This is a genomic window from Micromonospora sp. CA-269861 (assembly GCF_050948505.1).
Taxonomy (GTDB): Bacteria; Actinomycetota; Actinomycetes; order Mycobacteriales; family Micromonosporaceae; genus Micromonospora.
This window is the reverse complement of record NZ_CP192014.1, coordinates 2,174,646-2,199,326: the sequence shown is the minus strand read 5'-3', so window position 1 is coordinate 2,199,326 and position 24,681 is coordinate 2,174,646. Positions and strand designations below refer to the sequence as shown.

20 protein-coding genes and 1 pseudogene are annotated in these 24,681 nt (G+C 72.0%); 12 read left to right on the top strand and 9 right to left on the bottom strand.

The window, feature by feature from the left end; all coding sequences use genetic code 11:
* Positions 1-19: 19 nt before the first annotated feature.
* Complete coding sequence (gene glgC / locus ACQP0U_RS10095; RefSeq protein WP_433317800.1) at positions 20-1,252, bottom strand: glucose-1-phosphate adenylyltransferase; 1,233 nt, start codon at positions 1,250-1,252, stop codon at positions 20-22.
* A 70-nt stretch (positions 1,253-1,322) separates the two neighbouring features.
* Here glgC and glgA point away from each other — a divergent pair, with 70 nt between their 5' ends.
* Positions 1,323-2,540: a glycogen synthase gene (glgA, locus tag ACQP0U_RS10090; protein ID WP_433317798.1), complete on the top strand. Its 1,218-nt coding sequence runs from the start codon at positions 1,323-1,325 to the stop codon at positions 2,538-2,540.
* Between the two features lie 13 nt (positions 2,541-2,553).
* Positions 2,554-3,084: a hypothetical protein gene (locus tag ACQP0U_RS10085; protein WP_433317796.1), complete on the top strand. Its 531-nt coding sequence runs from the start codon at positions 2,554-2,556 to the stop codon at positions 3,082-3,084.
* Here ACQP0U_RS10085 and ACQP0U_RS10080 read toward each other — a convergent pair.
* A complete protein-coding gene (locus ACQP0U_RS10080) occupies positions 3,030-4,034 on the bottom strand; it encodes an inositol-3-phosphate synthase (protein ID WP_433317794.1) in 1,005 nt (334 codons plus the stop codon). The two genes, ACQP0U_RS10085 and ACQP0U_RS10080, sit on opposite strands and share 55 nt — an antisense overlap.
* Before the next feature lie 55 nt (positions 4,035-4,089).
* Between ACQP0U_RS10080 and ACQP0U_RS10075 the strand changes: the two are divergent.
* The 3 genes and pseudogenes from ACQP0U_RS10075 to glgB all read left to right on the top strand — a co-directional run.
* A pseudogene (locus ACQP0U_RS10075) lies at positions 4,090-4,416 on the top strand (HNH endonuclease signature motif containing protein); the annotation flags it as partial.
* 516 nt (positions 4,417-4,932) lie between these two features.
* Positions 4,933-7,128 (top strand): maltotransferase domain-containing protein, encoded by a 2,196-nt coding sequence (locus tag ACQP0U_RS10070; protein ID WP_433317792.1) that lies wholly within the window; start codon positions 4,933-4,935, stop codon positions 7,126-7,128.
* Positions 7,116-9,218 (top strand): 1,4-alpha-glucan branching protein GlgB, encoded by a 2,103-nt coding sequence (glgB, locus tag ACQP0U_RS10065; protein WP_433317790.1) that lies wholly within the window; start codon positions 7,116-7,118, stop codon positions 9,216-9,218. Before ACQP0U_RS10070 ends, glgB begins: the two co-directional genes overlap by 13 nt.
* Positions 9,219-9,233: 15 nt before the next feature.
* Here glgB and ACQP0U_RS10060 read toward each other — a convergent pair whose 3' ends face one another.
* The gene (locus ACQP0U_RS10060; protein WP_433317788.1) at positions 9,234-10,274 is read right to left on the bottom strand and encodes an App1 family protein; all 1,041 of its coding nucleotides are present in this window, start codon (positions 10,272-10,274) and stop codon (positions 9,234-9,236) included.
* Between the two features lie 124 nt (positions 10,275-10,398).
* Between ACQP0U_RS10060 and ACQP0U_RS10055 the strand changes: the two genes are divergently transcribed.
* The 4 genes from ACQP0U_RS10055 (at position 10,399) to ACQP0U_RS10040 (ending at position 14,760) form a co-directional block, all read left to right on the top strand.
* Positions 10,399-12,018 carry an ArnT family glycosyltransferase gene (locus ACQP0U_RS10055; RefSeq protein WP_433317786.1) on the top strand — a complete coding sequence of 540 codons (1,620 nt, stop codon included), beginning with the start codon at positions 10,399-10,401 and terminating at the stop codon, positions 12,016-12,018.
* A 65-nt stretch (positions 12,019-12,083) separates the two neighbouring features.
* Positions 12,084-12,881, top strand: coding sequence for a peroxide stress protein YaaA (yaaA, locus tag ACQP0U_RS10050; RefSeq protein ID WP_433317784.1), 798 nt, complete (start codon positions 12,084-12,086; stop codon positions 12,879-12,881).
* Between the two features lie 106 nt (positions 12,882-12,987).
* On the top strand, positions 12,988-13,740 hold the full coding sequence (locus ACQP0U_RS10045; RefSeq protein ID WP_433317782.1) for a hypothetical protein: 753 nt from the start codon (positions 12,988-12,990) through the stop codon (positions 13,738-13,740).
* A gap of 72 nt (positions 13,741-13,812) precedes the next feature.
* The gene (locus ACQP0U_RS10040) at positions 13,813-14,760 is read left to right on the top strand and encodes a TAXI family TRAP transporter solute-binding subunit (RefSeq protein WP_433317780.1); all 948 of its coding nucleotides are present in this window, start codon (positions 13,813-13,815) and stop codon (positions 14,758-14,760) included.
* A gap of 10 nt (positions 14,761-14,770) precedes the next feature.
* On the opposite strand, the gene ACQP0U_RS10035 is transcribed toward ACQP0U_RS10040, so the two are convergent.
* From ACQP0U_RS10035 to ACQP0U_RS10025, 3 genes are all read right to left on the bottom strand, one after another.
* On the bottom strand, positions 14,771-16,201 hold the full coding sequence (locus ACQP0U_RS10035) for a sensor histidine kinase (RefSeq protein ID WP_433317778.1): 1,431 nt from the start codon (positions 16,199-16,201) through the stop codon (positions 14,771-14,773).
* A gap of 9 nt (positions 16,202-16,210) precedes the next feature.
* The gene (locus tag ACQP0U_RS10030) at positions 16,211-16,867 is read right to left on the bottom strand and encodes a response regulator transcription factor (protein WP_433317776.1); all 657 of its coding nucleotides are present in this window, start codon (positions 16,865-16,867) and stop codon (positions 16,211-16,213) included.
* A gap of 97 nt (positions 16,868-16,964) precedes the next feature.
* Complete coding sequence (locus ACQP0U_RS10025; protein ID WP_088947217.1) at positions 16,965-17,276, bottom strand: hypothetical protein; 312 nt, start codon at positions 17,274-17,276, stop codon at positions 16,965-16,967.
* A gap of 112 nt (positions 17,277-17,388) precedes the next feature.
* Here ACQP0U_RS10025 and ACQP0U_RS10020 point away from each other — a divergent pair, with 112 nt between their 5' ends.
* A complete protein-coding gene (locus ACQP0U_RS10020; protein ID WP_433317774.1) occupies positions 17,389-17,727 on the top strand; it encodes a DUF952 domain-containing protein in 339 nt (112 codons plus the stop codon).
* Positions 17,728-17,859: 132 nt separating this feature from the next.
* Here ACQP0U_RS10020 and ACQP0U_RS10015 read toward each other — a convergent pair whose 3' ends face one another.
* The 3 genes from ACQP0U_RS10015 to ACQP0U_RS10005 form a co-directional block, all read right to left on the bottom strand.
* Entirely contained in the window at positions 17,860-19,617 is a 1,758-nt protein-coding gene (locus ACQP0U_RS10015) for a CDP-glycerol glycerophosphotransferase family protein (protein WP_433317772.1), read from the bottom strand.
* 228 nt (positions 19,618-19,845) lie between these two features.
* Complete coding sequence (locus ACQP0U_RS10010; protein WP_433317770.1) at positions 19,846-21,993, bottom strand: DUF6077 domain-containing protein; 2,148 nt, start codon at positions 21,991-21,993, stop codon at positions 19,846-19,848.
* 125 nt (positions 21,994-22,118) lie between these two features.
* Positions 22,119-22,757, bottom strand: a complete 639-nt coding sequence (locus ACQP0U_RS10005) for a TetR/AcrR family transcriptional regulator (protein WP_433317768.1) — start codon at positions 22,755-22,757, stop codon at positions 22,119-22,121.
* A gap of 180 nt (positions 22,758-22,937) precedes the next feature.
* On the opposite strand from ACQP0U_RS10005, the gene ACQP0U_RS10000 reads away from it, so the two are divergent.
* Both ACQP0U_RS10000 and ACQP0U_RS09995 read left to right on the top strand, forming a co-directional pair.
* Positions 22,938-23,831, top strand: a complete 894-nt coding sequence (locus ACQP0U_RS10000; protein ID WP_433317766.1) for an ABC transporter permease — start codon at positions 22,938-22,940, stop codon at positions 23,829-23,831.
* A 34-nt stretch (positions 23,832-23,865) separates the two neighbouring features.
* The gene (locus ACQP0U_RS09995; RefSeq protein ID WP_433320740.1) at positions 23,866-24,642 is read left to right on the top strand and encodes an ABC transporter ATP-binding protein; all 777 of its coding nucleotides are present in this window, start codon (positions 23,866-23,868) and stop codon (positions 24,640-24,642) included.
* Positions 24,643-24,681: the final 39 nt, after the last annotated feature.

The window sequence follows — 24,681 nt, the reverse complement described above, 5'->3', positions numbered from 1 at the left end:
CTCGGGGAGTGCCTGTCGGTCACGGCACGACCTTCTGGCCCTTGCCGATCACCACGATGCCGTTGTCGGAGACGGTGTAGCGCTGCCGGTCCTTCTCCAGGTCGACGCCGATCTCGACGCCCTCCGGGACGAACACGTTCTTGTCCAGGATGGCCCGCCGGACCACCGCGTGCCGGCCGATCTGCACACCCTCCATCAGCACCGAGCCCTCGACGTGCGCCCAGGAGTGCACCCGGACCTTCGGCGAGACGATCGAGTTCTCCACCAGCGAGCCGGAGATCACCACACCCGGGGAGACCATCGAGCCGACCGCTCGGCCGACCCGCTCACCCCACTGGTGGACGAACTTCGCGGGCGGCCACGGCGGCTGCTCGGTGTAGATCGGCCAGTCGAAGTTGTACATGTTGAAGACGGGGTGCACGTTGATCAGATCCATGTGCGCGTCGTAGAACGAGTCGAGCGTCCCCACGTCCCGCCAGTAGCCGCGGTCGCGGTCGGTGCTGCCCGGCACCTCGTTGTCGCGGAAGTCGTAGACGTTGGCCTCGCCGCGCTCGACGAGCATCGGGATGATGCTGCCGCCCATGTCGTGCTTGCTGGTCTTGTCTTCGGCGTCGCGCTCGACCGCCTCGCAGAGCGCCCGGGTGGTGAAGACGTAGTTGCCCATCGAGGCGTAGATCTCGTCCGGTGCGTCGGGCAGGCCGACCGCGTCGGTGGGCTTCTCGCGGAACGCCCGGATCTTCCGGCCGTCCTCGCCGACCTCGATGACGCCGAACTGGTCGGCGGTCGACAGCGGCTGGCGGATGCCGGCGACGGTCACGGCGGCGCCGGAGGCGATGTGGTCCTCCACCATCTGCCGCGGGTCCATCCGGTAGATGTGGTCGGCGCCGAAGACGATCACGTAGTCAGGCTGCTCGTCGTTGATCAGGTTGAAGCTCTGGTAGATGGCGTCGGCCGAGCCGGCGAACCACCACGGGCCACGCCGTTGCTGCGCGGGCACCGGGGTGACGTAGTTGCCGAGCAGCGTGGACATCCGCCAGGTCTTGGTGATGTGCCGGTCGAGGGAGTGGGACTTGTACTGGGTCAGCACGACGATCTTGAGATAGCCGGCGTTGGCCAGGTTGGAGAGGACGAAGTCGACCATGCGGTACATCCCGCCGAACGGGACGGCCGGCTTGGCCCGATCCGTGGTGAGTGGCATCAGGCGCTTGCCCTCCCCACCCGCCAGGACGATCGCGAGCACCTTGGCAGCCATGCCCCGACGCTATCCACCCGCGTCGCACTTCACCACTCGTACGGGGAGTCTTCTGCACTAGGGTGCGCACATGACCGACTCCTCCCCGGCCACCGGATCCCTGCGCGTCGATCTGCTCACCCGCGAGTACCCGCCGGAGGTCTACGGCGGCGCGGGCGTGCACGTCGAGTACCTGGCTCGGGAGTTGCGCCGCCTCACCGACGTACGCGTGCACTGCTTCGGTCTCCCGCGCACCGAGCCGGGCGTCACCGCGTACGCCGAACCGCCCGGCCTGACCGGCGCGAACGCCGCGCTGCGCACGATGGGCGTGGACCTGGAGATGGCCGCCGGCACGGCCGGCACCGACGTGGTGCACAGCCACACCTGGTACGCCAACCTGGCCGGTCACACCGCGAAGCTGCTGCACGGGGTGCCGCACGTGGTGACCGCGCACAGCCTGGAGCCGCTGCGGCCGTGGAAGGCCGAGCAGCTCGGCGGCGGTTACGCGCTCTCCTCCTGGATCGAGCGCACCGCGATGGAGGCCGCCGACGCGGTCATCGCGGTCAGCGGCGGGATGCGCACCGACGTGCTCACCGCGTACCCGCAGATCGACCCGGACCGGGTCCGGGTGGTCTACAACGGCATCGACACCATTCAGTACGCCCCGGACCAGGGCACCGACGTGCTCGACCGGCTCGGTGTCGACCCGTCCCGCCCCAGCGTGGTCTACGTGGGCAGGATCACCCGGCAGAAGGGCCTGCCGTACCTGCTGCGGGCCGCCCGAGAGTTGCCGGCCGACACCCAGCTCGTCCTGCTCGCCGGCGCGCCGGACACCGCCGAGATCGCCGCCGAGGTGGAGGAGCTGGTCGCCGAGCTGCGGGCCAACCGCTCCGGCGTGGTCTGGGTGGCCGAGATGCTGCCCAAGCCCGAGGTGATCCAGGTGCTCACGCACGCCACGGTCTTCGCCTGCCCGTCGATCTACGAGCCGATGGGCATCGTCAACCTGGAGGCGATGGCCTGCGAGACGGCCGTGGTGGCGACCGCGACCGGTGGCATTCCGGAGGTCGTGGCCGACGGCGAGACGGGTCTGCTGGTGCCGATCGAGCAGGTCACCGACGGGTCGGGTACGCCGTTGGAGCCGGAGAAGTTCGTCGCCGACCTGGCGACGGCGATCAACACGCTGCTCGCCGACCCGGCACGCACCACCCGGTTCGGCCAGGCCGGCCGCCGGCGCGCCGTGGAGCACTTCTCCTGGGACGCCATCGCCCGGCAGACGCTGGAGGTCTACCGCTCCGTCGGCGCGGCCTGAGGGGACGAACGCCATGCGGTACGACGAACTCGAAGCGGCGATCCTCCAGTTGGTCAGCGCGGCTGGCGAGGCCGATCTGCACGCCTTCGGCCTCGAAACCGTCACCCGGCTCGTCCGGAGCGACCTGCTCGACACCGCCGCGGACGACGAGTTGGACGAGGACGCGTGGGCGGCGCTGGCCAGCGCCCGCGAGAACGTCCGGACGGCCGGCGCGGCCGAGCTGCGTGCACAGCTGACCCGGATCGACGCGGGCATCCTCGCCGACGGCGACCTGGATCAGGGGCTCCTGATCGTCATCACCGCCCTCGAACACTGGACCACCTACCTGGAGGAGGACCGACGCGGGGAGCTCTACGAGCTGGCCATCCGCTCCGTCGAGGAGGTCGACTTCCAGGTTTCGGGCGATCTCGACGACTTCCTCGCGACCCCGGAGATGGCCGCCGAGTACGCCCGGATCCGGAGCCTGCTCAGCGGCGGCCCACGCCCGCCTCAGATCGCCGTTCCCGACGGGGACTTGAGCAACGACGCCGCCTCGGCGGAGTGACCACCGCGCCCGTCGCGAAGCGCGCTGGCCGCGATGCGGATGAGGTCGATGTTGACCCCCGCGGCACCACTCGGGTCGTGCACCTTCAGCTTCACGTCGAGGCTCACCGCTGTCTCACCCCAGCCCTGCGCCTCAAGGTTGAGGTGAGCCACCTTCTGCGACGCGAGATGCGGCAGGTATCCGAGCGGAGCCACCGCAACGGTGCCCGCAGCAGCGTTGCCGGTTGCCGCGTTGCCGGCCGCAGCGTTGCCGGTTGCCGCGTTGCCGGTTGGCGACAGGGCGTTGAGCTTGGACTGGCGCTTGGTGTTGGGATTCTCGACCAGGTTGCGGAAGTCTTCGGTGCCGCCCAGATTGACCTGGTAGGAGCTGACCAGGGTCAGGCCCCGCTCCTCGAGTAACCGCAGCAGCGCGTTGTGCAGCACCGAGGTGCCGAACTGGCTGGCCAGGTCATCGCCGAGTAGCGGCAGCCCGGCCGCTTCGAAGCGCGCCATCAGCTCGGGATCGCGGGCGACCGGGTCGGAGGTGGTGTTGACGAAGGCGACACCCGCTCGGAGGGCGGCCCCGGCGTACGCCCTGGCGGTCTCCGGTCGGCCACTCGGCGCCGAGTAGAGCAGCACCTCCGCCCCGGCCAGCGCCGCTGCCACCCGGTCGATTTCGGTCGCGTCGACAAGCCCCTTGGTGACGGCGACATCCGCGCTTGGCAGGTCGCAGTTGAGCCGGGGAAAGTTGTTGGGCGGCAGGAAGATCGCCTCGGTCACATCCCTGCCGATCTTCTCCGGGGACGTGGCGAAGGCCGCCACCACGTCGATGTCGCCCACCCCGAGTCCGTCGATCACGGGCTTGCGGATTCCGACCAGGCTGCCGCTGTGGCGGTAGAGGGCAAGCCCCTGCACCAGTGCCGACGTGTTGTTACCGACACCGACAACCGCGACCTTCACCCGTTCGATCATGGCGGCAGGCTACGTCACCTCCGGCTCGGTCATCAGCCCCGACAGGACCGGCAACGGCGCCGGATTCGACGTCGGCCGGCAACGCCGTCTCATCAGCGGTCCACTCCGACGCGTCCTGGTGCTGCGCGACCGCGGCTGCACGTTCCCCGGCTGTGACCGCCCGCCCCGCTGGTGCGACGCCCACCACATCCGGCACTGGGCCGACGGCGGTCCGACCTGCCTGGCGAACGCCGTGCTGCTCTGCGGCCACCACCACCGACACCTCCACCACGGCGACTGGGCCGTCCAACTCGGTGGCGACGGCCACCCCGAATTCGTGCCACCCGCCTGGCTCGACCCCGCACAGATCCCCCGCCGCAACCAGTACCACCGACGCAGATAGCGCCCCCCTGGCTTGAGTCGGGCGACGCCGAGGGTGGCGGCGAGCTGGGCCAGACCGGGCCAACTCGCCCTGGTTGACCTTTACCAACACCAGCGCGATGAGCGCGTACACCGACACCAGCAGCGCGTCCGTCGCTCCGGGGTGCGCTGCGTGCGCTTCGCGGGCGGAGTTGAGCAGGTCGGGCAGCAGGGCAAGCAGCACCGGGTACCTGGCATGCCAATAGCTCTGCTCCGCATGCTCCAGCCGGGCGCGCAGCTCCTCGACCAGGGGCGGGCGGGCCGAGCGACGAACACCGGCTGGGGCGCGGGGCCCCCGTCCGACCGTGGGCACTACAGGTGATCTCACCGCACCTGCACCACGAAGATCCGCGCAACTTCGGGGAAGTTGCTGCGTCCACGACGCCTTGAGGCAGCAACTTCCCCGAAAGTGAGCGGATCTTGTCGCGCGTTCCCAGGTGTGGGGCGGACCGGCAGGCTTGGCCGCGCGCGAACGGATCTCGCGCAGTAGGTTGGCGGGGTGACTGGACGGTTCCCGATCGAAGACGTCTCCCCCGTCGTCTCGTGCGGGCGGTACCCGGCCAAGGCGGTGGTCGACGAGCCTGTTCCGGTGTCGGCGCGCGCCTACCGGGAGGGGCACGACGCGCTGGGCTGCAACGTGGTGTGGGCAGGCCCGGACGGCGCGAGCCGGCCGTTCACCCGGATGCGCCCCGGCGAGCCCGGCCAGGACCGCTGGCACGCCACGATCGCACCGGACGCCGTCGGCTCGTGGACCTTCTCCGTCGAGGCGTTCCAGGACCCGTACCTGACCTGGCAGAACGCGGTGACCAAGAAGATCGCCGCCGGGCAGGGGCCGGAGGACCTGGCCAACGACCTGGCCGAGGGCGCGCGAGTGCTCGCCGCCGCCCGGGGCCTCGTTCCGGCCGCCGACCGTCCCCGGGTCGCCGACGCGCTCACCGCGCTCGTCGACACCGACAGGCCGTTGGCGCAGCGGGTCGACAGGGCGCTGGCCCTGGCCGACCTGCTCTGGGAGCACCCGGTACGCGAGCTGGTCACCGCCGGTGACACGTACTCGATCTGGGTTGACCGCAAGCGGGCGCTCTACTCGGCCTGGTACGAGTTCTTCCCCCGCTCCGAAGGGGCGGCGGGCGGCCGGTCCGGCACCTTCGCGACGGCCACCGAGCGGCTGCCGGGTGTGGCCGCGATGGGCTTCGACGTGCTCTACCTGCCGCCGATCCACCCGATCGGCCGGGTCAACCGCAAGGGCCCCAACAACGCGCTCACCGCCGGGCCGACCGACGTGGGCTCGCCGTGGGCGATCGGCGCCGCCGAGGGCGGCCACGACACGATCCACCCCGACCTGGGTACGCCGGCAGACTTCCGGGCCTTCATCCAGGCGGCGGCGGCACAGGGCCTGGAAGTGGCGATGGACCTGGCGTTGCAGTGCGCGCCGGACCACCCGTGGGTCACCGAGCACCCGGAGTGGTTCACCACCCGGGCCGACGGCAGCATCGCGTACGCGGAGAACCCGCCGAAGAAGTACCAGGACATCTACCCGGTCAACTTCGACAACGATCCGGAGGGCATCCGGGCCGAGGTGCTGCGGGTGGTGCTGCACTGGGTCGGCGAGGGCATTCGGATCTTCCGGGTGGACAACCCGCACACCAAGCCGTTCGACTTCTGGCACTGGCTGATCGCCGAGGTGAAGGCGGTCGACCCGGACGTGCTGTTCCTGGCCGAGGCGTTCACCCGGCCGGCCATCATGCACGGCCTCGGCAAGATCGGCTTTACGCAGTCGTACACCTATTTCACCTGGCGCACGACGGCCGCCGAGATGCGGGCGTACTGCGAGGAGTTGATCGAGGCGGCCGACTACATGCGGCCGAACTTCTGGCCGAACACGCCGGACATCCTGCACGAGTCGTTGCAGCACGGCGGTCCGCCGATGTTCAAGATCCGGGCGGTGCTGGCCGCGCTGCTCTCCCCCTCCTGGGGTCTGTACGCCGGTTACGAGCTGTTCGAGCACGTGGCCCGGCCGGGCGCGGAGGAGTACCTGGACAACGAGAAGTACGAGCTGCGTCCCCGGGACTGGGCCGGCGCCGAGGCGCAGGGCCGCTCGCTGGCACCGTTCCTGGCCACCCTCAACCGGGTACGCCACGACAACCCGGCCCTGCACCAGCTCCGCAACCTGCGGTTCCACGAGATCGACAACCCGGCGCTGCTCTGCTGGTCCAAGCACGACCCGGAGACCGGCAACACGGTCATCGTGGTCTGCTCGTTCGACCCGCGCGTGGTGCAGTGGGGCAACACCACCCTGGACATGCCGGCGCTCGGCTTCGACTGGCACGAACGGTTCACGGTGCACGACGAGCTGACCGGCACCAGTTACGACTGGGGTCAGCGCAACGCGGTACGGCTCGACCCGTACCTGCAACCCGCGCACGTGTTGACCGTGCGCCGCCCGACCCCGCCGAGCGTGCCGGAGCCGGCCGGGGCCGAGCCGGCGGACCTCACCGTCGCCGAGGTGCCGGACGACCTCTCCGGCGGCACCGCGCCGACGACCCCGGCCACGACGGCTGCGGCCGCGACGACGCCGGCCACGACGACCCCGGCCACTGTGGCGTCCCGGCTGGCCGCCGCTCGTTCGGCCGCCGCCCGCTCGTCCCGCTCCGCGCCTACCGCTCCCGCCCCGAAGGACGCCCGATGGACCAGCTGATCTCCGGCGCGACGCACGACCCGCACGCGCTGCTCGGCGCGCACCCCGCCGACGGCTCGACGACGATCCGCACGATGCGCCGGGGCGCCGGCGACGTCGCGCTGCTCGTCGGCGACGAGCGGCACCCGATGAAGCGGGTGCACGACGTGGGCGTCTTCGAGGCACAGGTCGACGGCACAGTGCTGGACTACCGGGTGGAGGTCGACGGCACCGCCCACGACGACCCGTACCGCTACCCGCCGACCCTCGGTGAGCTGGACCTGCACCTGATCCGCGAGGGCCGGCACGAGCGACTGTGGGAGGCGCTCGGCGCCCGGGTCTTCGACGAGGGCGTGGCGTTCAGCGTCTGGGCGCCCAACGCCCGTGGGGTGCGGGTGATCGGCGACTTCACCGGCTGGGGCCCCGACGACGGCTGGCCGATGCGGTCGCTCGGTTCCAGCGGGGTGTGGGAGCTGTTCGTGCCCAACGCCCGGGTCGGGGCGCGCTACAAGTACCGGGTGCTGGGCGCCGACGGGCAGTGGCGGGACAAGGCCGACCCCCTGGCCGCGTACGCCGAGGTGCCGCCGGCCACCGCCTCGGTCGTGCACCACTCGACGTACCGGTGGAACGACGCGGACTGGCTGGCCCGCAGGGCCGAACGGCAGCCGCACCAGGAGCCGATGAGCGTCTACGAGGTGCACCTCGGCTCGTGGCGGCCCGGCCTGAGCTACCGCGAGCTGGCCGAGCAGCTCACCGCGTACGTCACCGAGTTGGGCTTCACGCACGTGGAGTTTTTGCCGGTGATGGAGCACCCGTTCGGCGGCTCCTGGGGCTACCAGGTGACCGGCTACTACGCGCCGACCTCCCGGTTCGGCGACCCGGACGAGTTCCGCCACCTCGTCGACCGGCTGCACGCCGCTGGCATCGGCGTACTCCTGGACTGGGTGCCCGCGCACTTCCCCAAGGACGAGTGGGCCCTGGCCCGGTTCGACGGCACCCCGCTCTACGAGCACCCCGACCCGCGCCGCGGCGAGCACCCCGACTGGGGCACGTACGTCTTCGACTTCGGCCGCAACGAGGTACGCAACTTCCTGGTCGCCAACGCCCTCTACTGGTGCGACCAGTTCCACGTCGACGGGCTGCGGGTCGACGCGGTCGCCTCGATGCTCTACCTGGACTACTCCCGCAACCACGGCGAGTGGGCCCCGAACAAGTACGGCGGCCGGGAGAACCTGGAGGCCATCGCGCTCATGCAGGAGGTGAACGCGACCGTCTACAAGCACCACGCCGGCGTCGTCATGATCGCCGAGGAGTCCACCGCCTGGCCGGGGGTCACCCGCCCCACCGCGGACGGCGGGCTGGGCTTCGGCTTCAAGTGGAACATGGGCTGGATGCACGACACCCTGCTCTACACCTCGAAGGACCCGATCTACCGCCAGCACCACCACCACCAGCTCACCTTCTCCCTGGCGTACGCCTGGAGCGAGAACTACGTGCTGCCGATCAGCCACGACGAGGTGGTGCACGGCAAGGGCTCACTGGCCGGCAAGATGCCCGGCGACACCTGGCAGCGGCTGGCGAACGTGCGGGTGCTGCTGGCGTACATGTGGGCGCACCCCGGCAAGCAACTGCTCTTCATGGGCTCCGAACTGGCCGACGACCGGGAGTGGAGCGAGGAGCGCGGCCTCGACTGGTACCTGCTGCACGACCCGGCCCGCGCCGGTGTGCAGCGGCTCGTCGGCGACCTCAACCGGGTCTACCGGGACACCCCGGCGCTCTGGGCACAGGACACCGAGCCGGCGGGCTTCCGCTGGATCGCCGGCGACGACGTCGCCAACAACACCGTGTCGTTCGTCCGGATCGCCCCGGACGGCTCGACGCTCGTGTGCGTGGCGAACTTCTCCGCCCAGCCGCTGCACGACTACCGGATCGGGTTGCCGGCCGGCGGCACGTGGACCGAGGTGCTCAACACCGACGCGCACCACTACGGCGGGTCCGGGGTGGGCAACCTGGGCGCGGTGCACGCCGAGGACGTGCCGTGGCACGGGATGGTCGCCTCGGCGGCCCTCCAGATCCCCCCGCTGGGCGCCGTCTGGCTCCGCCGAGGCTGACGCCCGGCCGGGCGGTCAGACCAGGCCGGCGTCGCGCATCAGCTGCCACAGACCAGCGCCGTCCGGGGCGGACAGCCACTTCTGCCCCACCGGCCCCGACGACGGGCGACCGGCCGGGGCGGGCAGGGTGCCGGCCAGCACCGACTGGGTCGGGGAGAGCCGGCGGATCGCCACCCCGGCGACGTTCTCCGGGTGGGCGGCGGCGAACTCCCGGTAGATCTCCTGGTCGTGCTGGCCGTCGTCGCCGACGAGCAGCCAGCGCACGTCGGGGAACTCCCGGGCCAGCCGGGCCAACGTGACCCGCTTGTGTTCCATGCCGCTGCGGAACCAGCGGTCGGCGGTCGGGCCCCAGTCGGTGAGCAGCAGCGGCCCAGCCGGGTAGAGGTGCCGGGACAGGAAGCGGGTCAGCGTGGGCGCCACGTTCCACGCCCCGGTGGAGAGGTAGAAGACAGGTGCGCCGGGGTGCGCGGTGACCAGCCGCTCGTAGAGCACCGCCATGCCGGGCACGGCCGCGCGGGCGTGCTCGTCGAGCACGAACGTGTTCCAGGCGGCGAGCAGCGGCCGGGGCAGCGCGGTCACCATCACCGTGTCGTCGATGTCGGAGATGATGCCGAACTTGACCTCCGGGTCGAGGATGCGCACCGGGGCGTCCACCGGCTCGGCGTCCGGGACACTGAGCCGGACCGTACCCCAACCGGGCGGCAGGTCCGCCTCGACCAGGGTGTCGACGAAGCCGCTGCGGTCGGCCCGCGTCTCGTGGCACACCCCGCCGGCCTCGATGGTCACTGTGACGTGCTTGGCGGGCAACGTGGTGAAGCTGCGCCAGCCACGGACCTTGTCCAACCGACCCCGCTGGCGGGTGTCCGGACGGCCCAGCAGCACCCGGCACATCACCCGCACCCAACCCGGCGCGCCGTAGCCGGTGTACGCGACGATGTTGACCCGCCAGCCTGTGCGCCGCAGCCGACGCTCGACGAGCTGGTGCACGGCGTCCTCGATCCGCGCAGCCCGGTGCAGGTTCGGAACGGCCAGCTGGCCGGCGGGAGTGGGTGGCACGCGCCAACCCTGCCACACGTCGACAGCCACGGCCACGCGAGCCGACCCCGGCTGCGCCGATCCACCTCGGCGGCCCTGCCGAACGTGAAACACTCCGGTCGGGACGACGACGGGGGCGTTGGTCGTGTCGCATCCAGAGCAGCACCGCGGGCGATGGCGCCCGCGACTCGACCGGCCGGCGCTCGTCGCGCTGCTGTTCGGGCTCGCCGGTGTCGTCTACCGGCTGGTCCTGACGCTGTTCACGGTGCCGGTGTCGAACAGCGACGAGGCGACCTTCGGGCTCGCCGCGCTGCACATCGGGCAGGGTCGGGAACACCCGGTCTTCCTCTACGGCCAGCACTACATGGGGGTGTTGGAGTCGTACCTGGCCGCTCCCCTGGTGGCGGTGGCCGGGCCGAGCTGGCCGGTGCTGCGCCTGCCGATGCTCGCGCTGTACGCGGTCTTCCTCTACCTGATCCACCGGCTGACCCGCCGGCTCTGCACACCGTGGTTCGCCGCCTTCGTGGTCGGTCTGCTCGCGCTCGGGCCGGAGCGGGTGGTGCGCGACCAACTCACAGTCGTCGGCGGGCGGCCGGAGGTGAAGCCGGCGGTGCTGCTGATGCTGCTGATCACCGTGGGGCTGGCCGCCAGCACGGTCCACCGCCGACGGCTCGCGATCGGCCTGTTCGGGCTGCTCGTCGGGCTGGCCGTCTGGTCGGACTGGCTGATCCTGCCGTACCTCGCGGTGGCCGGGCTGGCCCTGGTGTGGGCGGCGCGGCGGGAACTGCTCGGCTGGTCCGGTCTGCTGGTGGTGGCGGGGGTGGTCGTCGGCGGGGCCCCGATGATCGTCGACAACCTGCGGGCCGGGCCCGGTGAGGACTCGCTGTCGGTGTTCCGGGAGGTCAGCACCAAGGCCGGGCCGCTGCCGCCGTGGTCCGACCGGATCCGGGGCGGCCTGCTGGAGGGGGTGCCACTGGCGCACGGGCTCTGCCCGGTGGACGGCTGCGGACGCTGGCAACAGTGGTTCGGCGTGCTGTACCCGGTCCTGCTGGTGGCCGGCGCGGCACTCGCGGTGCTCGCGTACCGTCGCGCGGCCGGGGCGCCGCGCGGGGAGCGGGTCGGGCCGGTCGTGCAGCTCGCGCTGATCGCCGGCGCGGCGTTGACACTGCTGTCGTACGTGCGCAGCCCGCTCGCCGCGACCAGCCCGCTGGACAACGCCCGCTACCTGTCGGTGCTGCAACTGTCGCTGCCGGCGGTGCTCTGGCCGCTCTGGGTGGCGGCACTGACCGCCTGGCGGGGCACCAGCAGCGTGCTGGGGCGGTTCACCGGCGCGCTGTCCGCCGCCGTGCTGGCCGCGCTGACCGTGGCCATGCTGGTGATCACCGTGCTCTTCGCGGCCACCGGCACCGCGGCGTCGCGGACCGAGGAGCGTCAGGCCCGGGAGCTGGCCGCCGCGCTGCGCGCCGACGGACCCCACGAGGTGTACGGAGACTACTGGACCTGCAACCGGTTGATCTTCAACACCGACGAGTCGGTGGTCTGCGGGGTGCTCGACGGGGACCTGTCCCCGGGGCAGAACCGCTACCGGCCGTACTGGCGGCAGGTGGGGCGGGCCGAGCGGCCGGGCTACGTCGTGGAGATCGACTCGCCGATGGACCGACGGCTGCGCGGGCTGCTCGCCGACCGGGCGGACGCCGCGCCGGTACGGGAGGTCGGCGGCTATCGCGTGTACCACCCGGACACCCCGGTGCGGCCCTGGCGGTAACGGCGGGTCGTACGCTGGCCGGGCCGGCGCGTGGGGCGCCGCCGTTTCACCCGTCGAGGAGACCGATGCTCATCCTGCTGCCGCCCTCGGAGGGGAAAGCCGACGCCGGCACCGGACGCCGCTGGGCCCCGGACCGGCTCTCGCTGACCGAGCTGAACCCGGCCCGCGAGCGGGTGTTGGACGCCCTGGTGGCGCTGTGCGCCGGGCCGGACGAGGAGGCCGCACGGGCGGCGCTCGGCCTCAGCGAGGGCCAGCGGGGCGAGCTGCGACGCAACGCCCGACTGCGGGAGGCGGCCACCGCGCCGGCCGAACGGCTCTACACCGGGGTGCTCTACGAGGCGCTGGACCTGGCCTCGTTGCCGGCCACGGCGCAACGGGCGGCCCGCCGGTCGATCCTGATCAGCTCCGGGCTGTGGGGCGCGGTCCGGCTGGCCGACCGGATCCCGCCGTACCGCTGCCCGATCGGCGCTCGCCTGCCCGACGTCGGGGCGTTGTCCGCGTACTGGCGTCAGGAGCTGACGCCGGTGGTGGACGCCGCCGCCGGGCGCGGCCCCGTGCTGGACCTGCGCTCCGGCGCGTACGCCGCCACCTGGACGCCGCGCGGTGAGCTGGCCGAGCGGACCGTCACCGTGCGGGTGCTGCACGAGCGGGAGGTAAACGGCGTACCGGTCCGGTCGGTGGTCAGCCACTTCAACAAGGCGACCAAGGGGCGGCTGGTCCGGGACCTGCTCGTCGCCGGCGCCCGGCCGCGCACCGCCGCGGAGCTGGTGGGCACCCTGCGGGAGTTGAAGCACACGGTGCTGGAGCAGGCCACCGCCACGGGCCGGGTGCGGCAGGTGGATCTGGTGGTCACCGACCTGTAGCGGCACGGCAGCCGCAAGATTTGCTCAAGGCTGGGCCGGAGGAGTTCCGTAACGGCGTGCCAGGGGCCACGGTAGGGCAACCCAGACTCCGACAAGGGAGCCTCCGTTGACCCGCGAACCCGCCCTGCTCGACCGGCCTCACTCCCCGACGCCCCCATCCCCGCTGGGCTGGTTGACACTCGGCGACGCGTTCGAGGCTGCCTGCCTGCTGCGTTGCACACCCCCGCCGACCGCCGCCCGGCCGAGCGCGGTACGCGCCGAGCACACGCCGGGGGTGGAGTTCAACCGGGAGGACGCCGCGCAGCGGATGCGGCAACTGCTCGCCCGGCTGGACATCCCGGTCACCCACGAGGTGGCCGTCGGTGGCCTGCGCCGCCGCTACGAGCTGCACCGGCTGTGGGTGCCCCGGGAGCACCGGGACGCGTACACCCGGATGTTGGACGCGGGCTGGCGGCAGGGGCGGCGTGAACTGCTCGGCGGGCCGCTGCCCGGCGCCTCGCCGGCTCGCCGGCGGTTGGTGACCCGGCTGGCGGAGGCGGCCTGGCGCTCGGCGCTGCTGGCTGCCGGCCGGCACGTCCGCCGGCACATCCTGGGTGTCCGGCTCACCGACCGGGAGCTGGCCGCGGTGCTGATTCGGGGCGCGACCGTGCTGGACGTGCCGGCGCGGCTCCGCCCGGGCACCGGCTGCTTCCTGGTCAGTGTTGCCGACGGCCCGGACCGGCAGCGGATCCTGCGCAGCGCGGCGTTGGAGCCGGCGCGCGGCCCGATGGCCCCACCCGGGACGACGTCGGCGCGCGGGGTCACCCCGGCGTCGGCGCGGGGTGCGGTAGTGGCCCCGGTGGGTCGCGCGGTCTGCTGATCGGGCTCCGATCGGCCGGGACGTCGGCGACCGGGCTTGCGCGCACCGGCCCGACGGCGCACAGTGCACCGCGTGAGTCGTACCTCGTCCAGCCGTGCCCGCCTGGCCGCCCTGTCGACGGTGCTGCTGATCGCGAACCTGGCCGTCGCCGGCTGCCGGGACGCCCCGACCGAGCCCACCTCGATCCGGATCGCCACCGGCAGCCCCACCGCTGTCTACTACGCGTTCGGGCAGTCCCTGGCGGCCATCCTCAACCGGGAACTCCCCGACGTACGCGCCAGCGTGGTGGTCACCGCCGCCTCGGCGGAGAACGTCCAGCTGGTCGGCTCCGGCGGGGCCGAGCTGGGCTTCACCCAGGCCGACGTGCTGCCCGCCAGCACGGCCGGAAGCCCCACCGTCGACGCCGTCGCCCGGGTGTACGACGACCAACTGCACCTGGTCACCACGAGCGGCGGCCCGGTCCGCACGGTCGCCGACCTGCGCGGCCGGCGGGTCTCGGTCGGCGCTCCCGGCTCGGGCACCGAGATCACCGCGATCCGGCTGTTGGAGGTGGCCCGCCTCGGTGGCGACGAGGTGCGCCGCGAACGGCTCGGTCTGGACGACTCGGTGACGGCGCTGCGCTCCGGGCGGATCGACGCGTTCTTCTTCTCCGGCGGGTTGCCGGTCCGGGGAATCGAGGAGTTGGCCGACTCCAGCGCCATCCGGATAGTGGACCTCAGCGAGTGGACCGAGCCGCTGCGCTCGCGCTACGGCCAGGTCTACGTCTCCCGGGACATCCCCCGGTCGGTGTACGGGGTGGACGCGGTGACCACGGTGGCCGACCCGAACTACCTGATCGTCCGGGCCGACCTGCCGGAGCCGTTGGTTCACGAGGTGACCCGGCTGCTGATGGAACGCCGGGCCGAGCTGGCCGCCGCCCACCCGGCGGCGGGTCGGATGAGCCCCCGCTCGGCGATCGTCACCGCGCCGCTGTCGCTGCACCCGGGGGCCGCCGCCTGGTACCGCGCCACCAAACCGTGACGGCCGGGCCTCACCGCGCCGGGGAGGGCCGCAGGTCGGCGGCCGGTTCCTCCTCCGCCGGCTCCACCGCCACGGCTGGCGTCGGGAACCACAGGGCGGCGATCAGCCCCCGCGACTCCCCCGGCCGCATGGTGAGCCGCCCGTCCGACGCGTCGACGAGCACGGCGGCGATGGTCAGGCCGAGCCCCGCGCCGTCCACGTTCTGCGCGTCCGGGGCACGCCAGAACCGCTCGGTCGCCTGGCCGAGCTGACTCTCGGTCATGCCGGGGCCGGAGTCGCGAACCTCCAGCGCCACCCCGCCGTCGCGGCGGGCCACCGTCACCGTCACCGCCCCGCCCGCCCCGCTGAACTTCACCGCGTTGTCGATGAGCGCGTCCAGCGCCTGGTCGACGGCCGTCGGCACGGTCTGCGCGTACGCCGGGGCGTCGGTGGTGGCCAGCCGCAACGCGACCGACCGGTGCCGGGCCAGCGGCGCCCACGCGGCCACCCGGGAGGCGGCCACCGCGGCGGCATCCACTGTGACGCGCTCGTTCTCCTCCCGTTCGGCCCGGGCGAGGGTGAGCAGCGCGTCGAGCACCAGGGCGAGACGGTCGGTCTCCTCCAGGGCCAGCCGGTGCTCGGACCGGCCGTCCGGGTCGGTGAGGCTGGGCCCCAACTCCTCCACCCGCAGCCGCAGCGCGGTGAGCGGGTTGCGCAGTTGGTGGCTGGCGTGCGCGACGAAGGCGCGCTGCCGGTCCATCACGTCGGAGACCACGTCAGCCATGTGGTTGAAGCTGGCCGCGAGGCGGCGCAGCTCCGGCGGCCCCAGCCGGTGCTGCACACGGGCGCCCCGGTCGCCCTCGGCGATCTCGTGGGTGACCGCGTCCAGCTCGGTGACCGGGCGCAGCACCCAACCGGCCAGCCCGAACGCGGTGAGCACGCAGGCCAGCACGGCGAGCAGACCGGCCAGGGCGAGCAGCAGCCACCACGCGACGACGGCTCGGCGGATCGGGCCGGCCGGGGTCACGATCACCACCGCGCCGAGCACCTCGCCGCCGTCGTTGATCGGCACCGCCACCACCACCGGGTCGGACGTCCAGGGCCAGACCGATTCGGGGGCGCTGGTCTGCTGCCCGGACAGCGCGACGTCCAACACCGTCGCGGTACCCGGGCTGGGCTCCCACCTCGGCGACGAGACCGGGATGTTCCGATCCCGGTCGACGATCGCGGCGCCTATCGCGTACAGGTCGTCGTAGCTGGTCAACTCCGACTCGATCGGGCCGGGCCCGCCGTCGCGCAACGCCGGCCCGGCCAGCGAGGCGAACCGGGTGGCGTCGGCCAGCCGGTCGGCGCGGACCCGCTCGGTCTCACGGCTGGCCATGGTGGCGGCCAGTGGGGTCTCCAACGCGATGAGGACGAGGACCATCAGCAGCAGATAGCTGATCACCAGGCGACGGCGCACGTCAGCTCCTCACGCGTCGCGCAGCCGGTAGCCGACGCCGCGCACGGTCTCCACCAGGCGGGCGTCGCCGAGCTTGCCGCGCAGCGACCCGACATGCACCTCGACCGTGTGCCGGTCGGCCCAGGTGGTGCCCCAGGCGTCGAGCAGGATCCGATCGCGGGGCACCGCCACCCCGGGCTGGCGGGCCAGCGAGAGGAGCACGTCGAACTCCTTGCGGGTCAACGTGACGGCACGGCCTTCCACTGTCACCGTCCGCGCCGCCACGTCGATGCGTACCGGCCCGGCCTCGATGAGGTGCCGCTCAGGCGCGGCGTTCGCGGCGCGGCGCAGCACCGCCTCGATCCGGGCCTGCAACTCCACCATCGAGAACGGCTTGACCACGTAGTCGTCCGCGCCGAGGCGCAGACCCAGCACCCGGTCACGTTCCTCACCCCTGGCGGTCACCGCGATGATGCCGAGCTGGCTGCTGCGCCGACGCAGCTCCCGGCACAGGTCGGTGCCGTCGCCGTCGGGCAGGGTCAGGTCGAGCAGCACAAGGTCGCAGGGGGCGGCGGAGAGCGCTGCGGCGACGGTGGCCGCGTGCTCAACCTCGTACCCCCGGCGGGTGAGGGCGGAGGACAGCGCAGCGGCCACCCGGCGGTCGTCCTCCACCAGCAGGATCCGCACCCGTGCCCCCGTCCGTCGCAGCGCTGTTCTGCGAATGGTGGCAGAAGCGCGCGCGGACCGGGAGTCCGCCCGCCCGCGCCGGGCGGGCTACCGGCCGCTACAGGCCGAAGACGTCGTCGGCGGTGGCGTCCCGGACGCCGTCGGTGAACCCGCGGAAACCCGGGTCCTCGTGGCTGGCCGGCACGCTTGTGACGTTGACCCCGCTGGCCTGGGTGACCGCGTCGACCAGGGGCGGATAGTCGATCTCGGCATCCTGGAAGGCGTCGTCGTCCGCCTCGGCCAGGTTGATCACGTGCTGTACGTCGTCCGACGGCGTGTCCGGGTCCTCGGCCCACTCGCCGCCGGCCCGGTAGCACTCGTCGTACAGCGCGCGCTGGCTGTCGGTCCAGTCATCGTCGTAGCTCTGCATCGCCCATCCCTCCGCGGCCCTTGACCTGAGCATGCCCGGCGGGGGGCGACGGGCGCGGCGGTACCGGGGAAACCGGGCGGGCGCGCCGACGGCGGCCCCGTACGCTGCTCTGGTGATCTACAAACTGCTGTCGAACGCCGAATGGGACGACGCCGTCGCCGCCGGCGCCTTCGCCGGCTCCGCCGTGGACCGGCAGGACGGCTTCATCCACCTCTCCGGTGGCGACCAGGTGGTGGAGACGGCGCGGCGGTACTTCACCGGGACGACCGGGTTGACCCTGCTCAGTGTCGAGGAGGAGCGACTGGGTGACGCGCTGCGGTGGGAGCCGTCACGCGGCGGGCAGCTCTTTCCGCACGTGTACGGCCCGCTGCCGGTCGCGGCGGTGGTGGCGGCGCGGGCGTTGCCGGCGGACCTCCCGGCCGCCGACGCGGTCGCCGCCCTGCTGGGCTGACCCGGTGGCCGCTCTGCCGGGCTGACCCGGTCGCCGCTTCGCTGGGCTGACCCGGTCGCCGCTTCGCTGGGCTGACACGGACGCGCCCGACCCGACAGTGTCGGGCCGGGCGCGATGCCGTGGAGACGGAGCTCAGTGGCAGAGCCGCTCGATCTCCTGCTGGAACCGGTCCATCGGGTTCGCCTCGGCGGGGCCGAGCAGGTAGGTCTTCAGCTCCCGGCGGGCCTCGGTCATCGGGTCGTCACCGGCCCGGGTGACCGTCACGATCTTCTCCAGCTCGCCGCAGTCCTTGGAGAGCAGGTACGCGGCCCGAGCCGTCGGGTACTCGCGGCGGAAGTCGTCCTCCGACAGGCCTGCCGGGTTGGCCACCACGTACGGCCGCTGACTCTGCACGAAGTCGGACACCACACTGGACACATCGCTGATCAGCAGGTCGGTCTGGTTGAAGCAGTCGAACAGCCCCGGCGTACGGCCGGTGACCACCAGGTGCGCGGTCCCGTCCAGCGAGGACGCGTCCGGATTGCCGCCGGCAGCGCGGATCGCCGCGACCACCCGCTCGTGCACTGCCTTGGCCGCCTTGGACCGCGACCCGGTGAGCGGGTGCGGCTTGTAGATCAGGCGGACCCGGGGATTCGTGGCGAGCAGCCCCTTGACGATCCGCTCACCCATCAGCACCAGCGAGGTGTGGTACGGGTCGTCGTCGAGCCAACCCTCCCAGGTCGGCGCGTAGAGCACTGTGAACGGCCGGTCCACCGACTCGGCGCCGAAGGTGTGCACCCCGGCGAGCTGCGGCCGGCCGATCTCGACGATGTCCGAGTCGAGCACTCCCACGCCGGCCCGCGCGTAGCGCTCCCGGCCGGCCAGGCCGGCGACCCAGACCTCGTCGTACACCTTGCTGTAGGGGTTGACGCTCGCCTGCTTGTCGCTGTCGCCGTGCCCGACGAAGACGTGCGTCGTGCCCGGCTCGCGGAGCATGTGGATGTTCGCGCCGACGTTGGCGGAGTAGAGCGCCGCCCGGATGCCGCCGAGGTCGAGGTTCATGAAGTCGACCCCGGCCGGTACGCAGATCACCGGCAGCCGGGTGTCGGCCAGCTCCAGGAACGCCTCCCGGCTACGCATCAGCACCACCGCGCGCTGCTGCAGCGCCTCGGTCGGGGCGAGCCACATGTTCGCCTGGTAGACGTCCTTGGCCGGGCCGGCGAAGTAGAGCGCCACCTCCGGCCGGTAGGTGTCCAGCCACCGCTGGACCGCCGGCAGCAGCGGGCCCTGCCCCGCGCCCCGCCCCCGCAGCCAGGTCAGCGCGATGATGGCACCCACCAGACCCGTCGCCACGACCGCCACCGCGGCGGCCACGAAGAACGGCGTCGGATCGTGCTGCACCGCGGCGGCCACGCCGGCCGGCACCAGCAGCAGGTTGAGCAGGGGCATCCGGTCACCGGCGACCGCCGCCGCCCAGGCGGGCGGCTGGGGGGCGCTGGACAGTGGACCCAGCTCGATGTTGCGCACCATGGCGGAGAGCGGGTTACGACGCTCGATCATGGTGGAGAGCGCCCCGGCGAAGACCGACACGACCCACACCGCAGCCGGCAGCACGAGCAGCAGGGTCAGCTCGCCGCTGCTGAGCCGCACCTCGGCGGCGACCAGCAACACGGCGGAGAGGTCGCGGGTCAGCTGTCGGTACGACCAGTGCAGGCCCACCTTCTCCAACAGGAGGTGCGACGGCGGTGACCAGCGGGCGACGGCGAACTCGCCGAGGATGGCGGCCAACCCGGCGACGGCGAACAGGCCGACCCAACCGAATACGCCACCGAGGAGCATGACCAGGTAGGCCAGTACCAGTAGCGCACTCTGGGCGGCCACTCCGAGGCGTCCTGTCAACGTGCCGAACAAACGAGTTCGCTCCCTACAAGAATTCGTTGCGGGCGGTGCCCGTGATGGACCGACGTCACTCCCCCGTCGCGCAGCGGCTCAGTCGCGGCCGGCTGCGTGTGACTGCGACCTTAACGCGAGGGGACAGCTCGGTGTCGCTCGGGTATCCGGCACCATTTCGGGCAAAGTTCCGCACCGGGACACGCCCGACCCCGGCACGGGGTCGGGCGCGCGGTGCGGGCAGAGCGCTCAGTCGGCCCGCCGGAAGCAGGTCATCGCGCCGGGCGCCTTGCGCTTGGCGAACTCCTGGTAGCCCAGCTGAGGCGCGGTGTCGCGGGCGTACTGGTTGCCGTTGTAGACGCAGATGGTGCCCACATCCAGGCGGTCCAGTGCCGGCGTCAGCTCGGCCGGCGTCGGGCTGGCGGTGCCGTCCGCGAAGCCGGCGAGCAGCAACCGGTCCTTGGCGAACTGGGAGCTGAGGTCGTACTCGACGAGGTAGAAGTCACGAGGCAGGACAACCCGGACCTCGCTGGTGACGATCGGCGTGGTGCGCATGATCGTCTTCGGGGCGAGCAGCAGACCCTGCGGGCGGTCCAGGCCCTTGATCCAGAACGCGATCGACTGACGCTGCTGCGGAAGCTTCCAGGTGGGGCGGTCGTGCACGTCGACCCAGCTCTTCGGCGACCACATCGGGGTGGCGAACAGCGCGAACGATGCAACAAGCAGCACCGCGATCCCACCGGACGCCGCCCGGCGCAGCGCCGGGGTCGGTGCCGGCACGCGCACGGTGCAGAGCAGACCGATGAGCGTCGGCAGGGCGAGCAGCCACGGCACGCGCCAGAGCACCACCGAGATGCCGCTCAACGCGCTCAGCACCTCCAGCACGCCGGGAACGAACAACACGCTCAACGCCAGGGCGGCACCGGCGGCGAGCAGCGCGGGCGTACGCCGACGGGCGAGCAACGCTCCGCACCACAGCGCCAGGCCGCTGATCACGCCGACCACACCGAACAGCAGGGTCCGCTTGTAGGTGTACGCCGCGTCGAAGAAGGCGTCGTCCGCGCCGGTAGCGGCCATCCCGCCGAGCACCAGGCGGGAGACCACCAGCGAGCCGATCGGGTACGCGAGGGCGGCGACCGCCGCGACGATGGCGGCCTTCCACCGGCCGACCAGCAGCATGGCGAAGCCGGCGGCGCCGACGAGCATCGGCAGGATGATCGCCGCGGTGTTGGTGAGCCCGATCGCGGTGATCGAGAGCGCCACGATGAGCAGCAGGCTGCGCCGTGACCTGTTGTCGAACCACTCGGTCAGGTAGAGCCACATCAGCGGGATGACCGCCGAGACGAACATGCCCTTGCCCTCGTGGAGCCGGGGAAGGTGGAACGTGCCCAGTGCGGCGTCCCCGCCCGCGACGAGGTAGAGGTACGCGATCGCCACGGTGAAGGCGAGCATCGGACGGCGCGGGGCCCACCGGTGCGTGAGCCGCCACAGCGCGAGCGCCGCGAGCACCGCCATGATCGGCAGCAGCACGTACCAGAGGGCCGAGCTGGCGTGGATGCCGACGACGTTGGCGAACGCGCCGTCGAAGACCTCGATCGACGGGATGGGCGGCTGCGAGCCCATGGCCGGCAGCACGTTCTCGGAGAACAGGAAGTCGTTGAGCGGGATCAGGTCACGCTCGGCGATCCACACCGACTTGCCGACGTAGTAGACGTCGTCCGGGGTGTTGCGGGCCAGGAAGAACGAGGAGATGCCGACCAGGATCGAGACGACAAGCGCGTACGCCGACTGCGTCGCGGTGGGTGCCGGGGCGGCCGGGCCGGGCACCGGGCCGTTCAACCAGGCCTGGCGCACCAACAGGAGCCCACCGACGGCCGCGAGCAGGCCGGCCACGGCAGGGATCCACCAGGAGACGCTGACGCTGGTGCCGGCCACACCCGCGGAGACGGCGGCCACGGCGGCGGCGACCAGGACCCCGATCAGGAGGCGGCGGTCGGCGGCGGGCCGTGCGCGGACGGGGTCCTCCGGAGCCGCCGGCGCGGTGCCGGCCGGGGTGCTGTCGGCCGGGGTGCTGTCGGCCGGGGTGCTGTCGGCCGGGGTGCCGGTGCGGCGGCGGGCGCGCAGCACGGCCACGACCGCGAGCACCACACAGGCCAGCAGCCAGATCCGGAAGGTCACCGACGGACGCAGGTCCCCCAGGAAGGCCAGGTGGTAGAGCACTGTGAAGAGCGCGAACGCGATCACGGCGCCGTCGGTGAGCACCGCCGGGGCGACGGCCACCAGCGCCCGTGCCCGGGACAGCCCCGTGCGAGCGTTCGCGGGCCGGGATGCCTGCCCGGTCCGCGGCGTCGGATCCGGTTCGGTGGGCGCTACGGCGATGCTGTCGACGTTGGCCACGGGCGTCCTTACTCGTCAGGCGGATGAGGGGCATCGGCACGGTGACGGCCGGGTGTCAAGGGGGCAGCGTAGCGGAATCGGGCACGAGGGCCGCCCCTACCGGCGGCCGAGTGTCGGGGTGCTCGTCAACCCGATATCGGAGCCGCCCGGGGACGGGGCAGAACGCTGTCGGCGCCGAGCCCGGCGGCCACGGATTCGACCAGGTTGTCGAGGTAACCCTCGGTGAGCGGGAGCCGGGCGATGGCCAGCCGCCAGTAGAGCGGCCCCACGATGAGGTCGATGGCGGCGTCCAGCTCGGTGTCGGCGGGCAGCTCGCCACGCTGCACGGCACGGGTGACCAGGCGACCGCCGATCTCCTGCTGCCGGGCGTGCAGCACCTGACGCAGGGTCGTGTCGATGCTGGGGTTGCGGGCGGCCTCGGCCAGCAGGTCCGGGATGATCTGCGACGCCAGTGGGTGCCGGAGCGCGTGCGCCACCGCCTGGAACAGCAGCGCGAGATCACCGCGCAGCGTGCCGGTGTCCAGCGCGGGGAGCTTGCCGTGTGCCGCCGCGGCGACGATCTCCAGCACCAGGTCGACCTTCGAGCTCCACCGTCGGTAGATCGCCGTCTTGCTGACGCCGGCCCGCCGGGCCACCGCCTCGATGGAGAGCCGGCCGTAGCCGACCGCGGCGAGTTCCTGCATCAGCGCGCGGCGGATCGCCGTGGTGATCTCGTCGCGCAGCACCGCCGCGCCGGCCGGCGCCCGCCTCTTTTCGGTGGTCATCGAGGGCTCTTATCGCAGGTCACGCCGGACAGCGTAGCGCAACGACGGTACGGTTGCGTCCCGACGTGTTTCGGACTACTGTCCTCGCAGCGACGAGGCGGCGCCCCGCGCAAATTTCCCACTAGGATTCGATCGTCGCGAGCAACCCCCGTCTGCACGAAAGATCGGAGCGCCATTTCCATGGCCACCACCGCGCTGGTCGACCCCGACACGGGCCTGACCCAGGCGCAGCTGGCCGCTCGACACGGGCTACGGGTCGCCGGTGAGCGACCAAGCCTCGTCGAGTACAGCCGCCGACTATGGGCCTACCGGCACTTCATCGCCGCGTACGCCAATGCCAAGCTCGTCGCCTCGTACAGCAACGCCAAGCTGGGTCAGCTCTGGCAGGTGCTCACCCCGCTGACCAACGCGGCGGTCTACTACCTGATCTTCGGGGTGGTGCTGGCACAGAACAGCATCCCGAACTACATCGCCTACCTGACCGCTGGGTTGTTCATCTTCAACTTCACCCAGAGCGCGGTCCTGGCCGGCACCCAGTCGATCAGCAGCAATTTGGGGCTGATCCGGGCGCTGCACTTCCCCCGGGCCAGCCTGCCGCTGTCCACCACGATCACCCAGTTCCAGCAACTGCTGGCCTCGATGGTGGTGCTCGTCGGCATCGTGCTGGCCACCGGCGAACCGCTCACCTGGGAGTGGCTGCTGCTGGTGCCGGCCCTGTTCCTCCAGGCGGTGTTCAACGCCGGCGTGGTGCTGATGGTGGCCCGGCTGGGCTCCAAGTCGAGCGACCTGAAGCAGGTCATGCCGTTCATCATGCGGACCTGGATGTACGGCTCCGGCGTCCTCTACAGCGTCAGCCTCTTCGAGCGGCTGCCCGGCTGGGCGACGACGCTTGTGCAGTACAACCCGCTGCTTGTCTACATCGAGCTGGCCCGGTACGCGCTGCTCGAGGAAGCGCCGCTGCTCAACGAGTCGCTGACCCAGCTCTGGCTGGTCGGCGCCGGGTGGGCGCTGGTGGCCGGCATCGGCGGTTTCATCTACTTCTGGCGCGGCGAACAGGAGTACGGCCGTGGTTGAGCAATTCGGCGCCGCCCCCGAGGCGAGCGCGACGATGACCCGGACGCAGGAGCGCATCCCGACAGTGGTCGTGGACGACGCGCACATCATCTACCGGGTGCACCAGGGCGCCGGCGGTGGCACCACACCGGTGGCCGCGCTGCGCCGGCTGGTCAAGCGCACCAACGCGCCGAACATCCGGGAGGTGCACGCGGTCAAGGGCGTCTCCTTCACCGCGTACCGGGGCGAGGCGATCGGGCTGATCGGCAGCAACGGCTCCGGCAAGTCCACCATCCTGCGGGCCATCGCCGGCCTGCTGCCGGTCAACCGGGGCGCGATCCACACCCAGGGGCAGCCGTCCCTGCTCGGCGTGAACGCCGCCCTGCTCAACGACCTCTCCGGGGAGCGCAACGTCGTCCTCGGGTGCCTGGCCATGGGCATGCACCCCGACGACGTGGCGAAGCAGGCCGCGGGGATCATCGACTTCTCCGGGATCAACGAGCGGGGTGACTTCGCCAGCCTGCCGATGCGGACGTACTCGTCAGGCATGGCGGCCCGGCTGCGGTTCTCCATCGCCGCCGCCAAGAAGCACGACGTGCTGCTCATCGACGAGGCGCTCGCCACCGGCGACAAGGGCTTCCGCAAGCGCAGCGAACAGCGGGTGCGGGAGCTGCGGGAGGGCGCGGGGACGGTGTTCCTGGTCAGCCACCAGCTCTCCTCCGTACGGGACACCTGCGAACGGACGATCTGGCTGGAATCGGGCCTCATCCGGATGGACGGCCCCACCGACGAGGTCATCCGGGCCTACGAGGCGTACGCGAACAGCAAGTAGAGTTCCGGCGAACGTCCGGCATCGACACGACACCTGAGG

Bases quoted from the DNA above. Each gene is read 5' to 3' on its own strand.
- glgC (WP_433317800.1), bottom strand. From the start codon at position 1,252: ATGGCTGCCAAGGTGCTCGCGATCGTCCTGGCGGGTGGGGAGGGCAAG.
- glgA (WP_433317798.1), top strand. From the start codon at position 1,323: ATGACCGACTCCTCCCCGGCCACCGGATCCCTGCGCGTCGATCTGCTC.
- ACQP0U_RS10085 (WP_433317796.1), top strand. From the start codon at position 2,554: ATGCGGTACGACGAACTCGAAGCGGCGATCCTCCAGTTGGTCAGCGCG.
- ACQP0U_RS10080 (WP_433317794.1), bottom strand. From the start codon at position 4,034: ATGATCGAACGGGTGAAGGTCGCGGTTGTCGGTGTCGGTAACAACACG.
- glgB (WP_433317790.1), top strand. From the start codon at position 7,116: ATGGACCAGCTGATCTCCGGCGCGACGCACGACCCGCACGCGCTGCTC.
- yaaA (WP_433317784.1), top strand. From the start codon at position 12,084: ATGCTCATCCTGCTGCCGCCCTCGGAGGGGAAAGCCGACGCCGGCACC.
- ACQP0U_RS10025 (WP_088947217.1), bottom strand. From the start codon at position 17,276: ATGCAGAGCTACGACGATGACTGGACCGACAGCCAGCGCGCGCTGTAC.
- ACQP0U_RS10005 (WP_433317768.1), bottom strand. From the start codon at position 22,757: ATGACCACCGAAAAGAGGCGGGCGCCGGCCGGCGCGGCGGTGCTGCGC.
- ACQP0U_RS10000 (WP_433317766.1), top strand. From the start codon at position 22,938: ATGGCCACCACCGCGCTGGTCGACCCCGACACGGGCCTGACCCAGGCG.
- ACQP0U_RS09995 (WP_433320740.1), top strand. From the start codon at position 23,866: ATGACCCGGACGCAGGAGCGCATCCCGACAGTGGTCGTGGACGACGCG.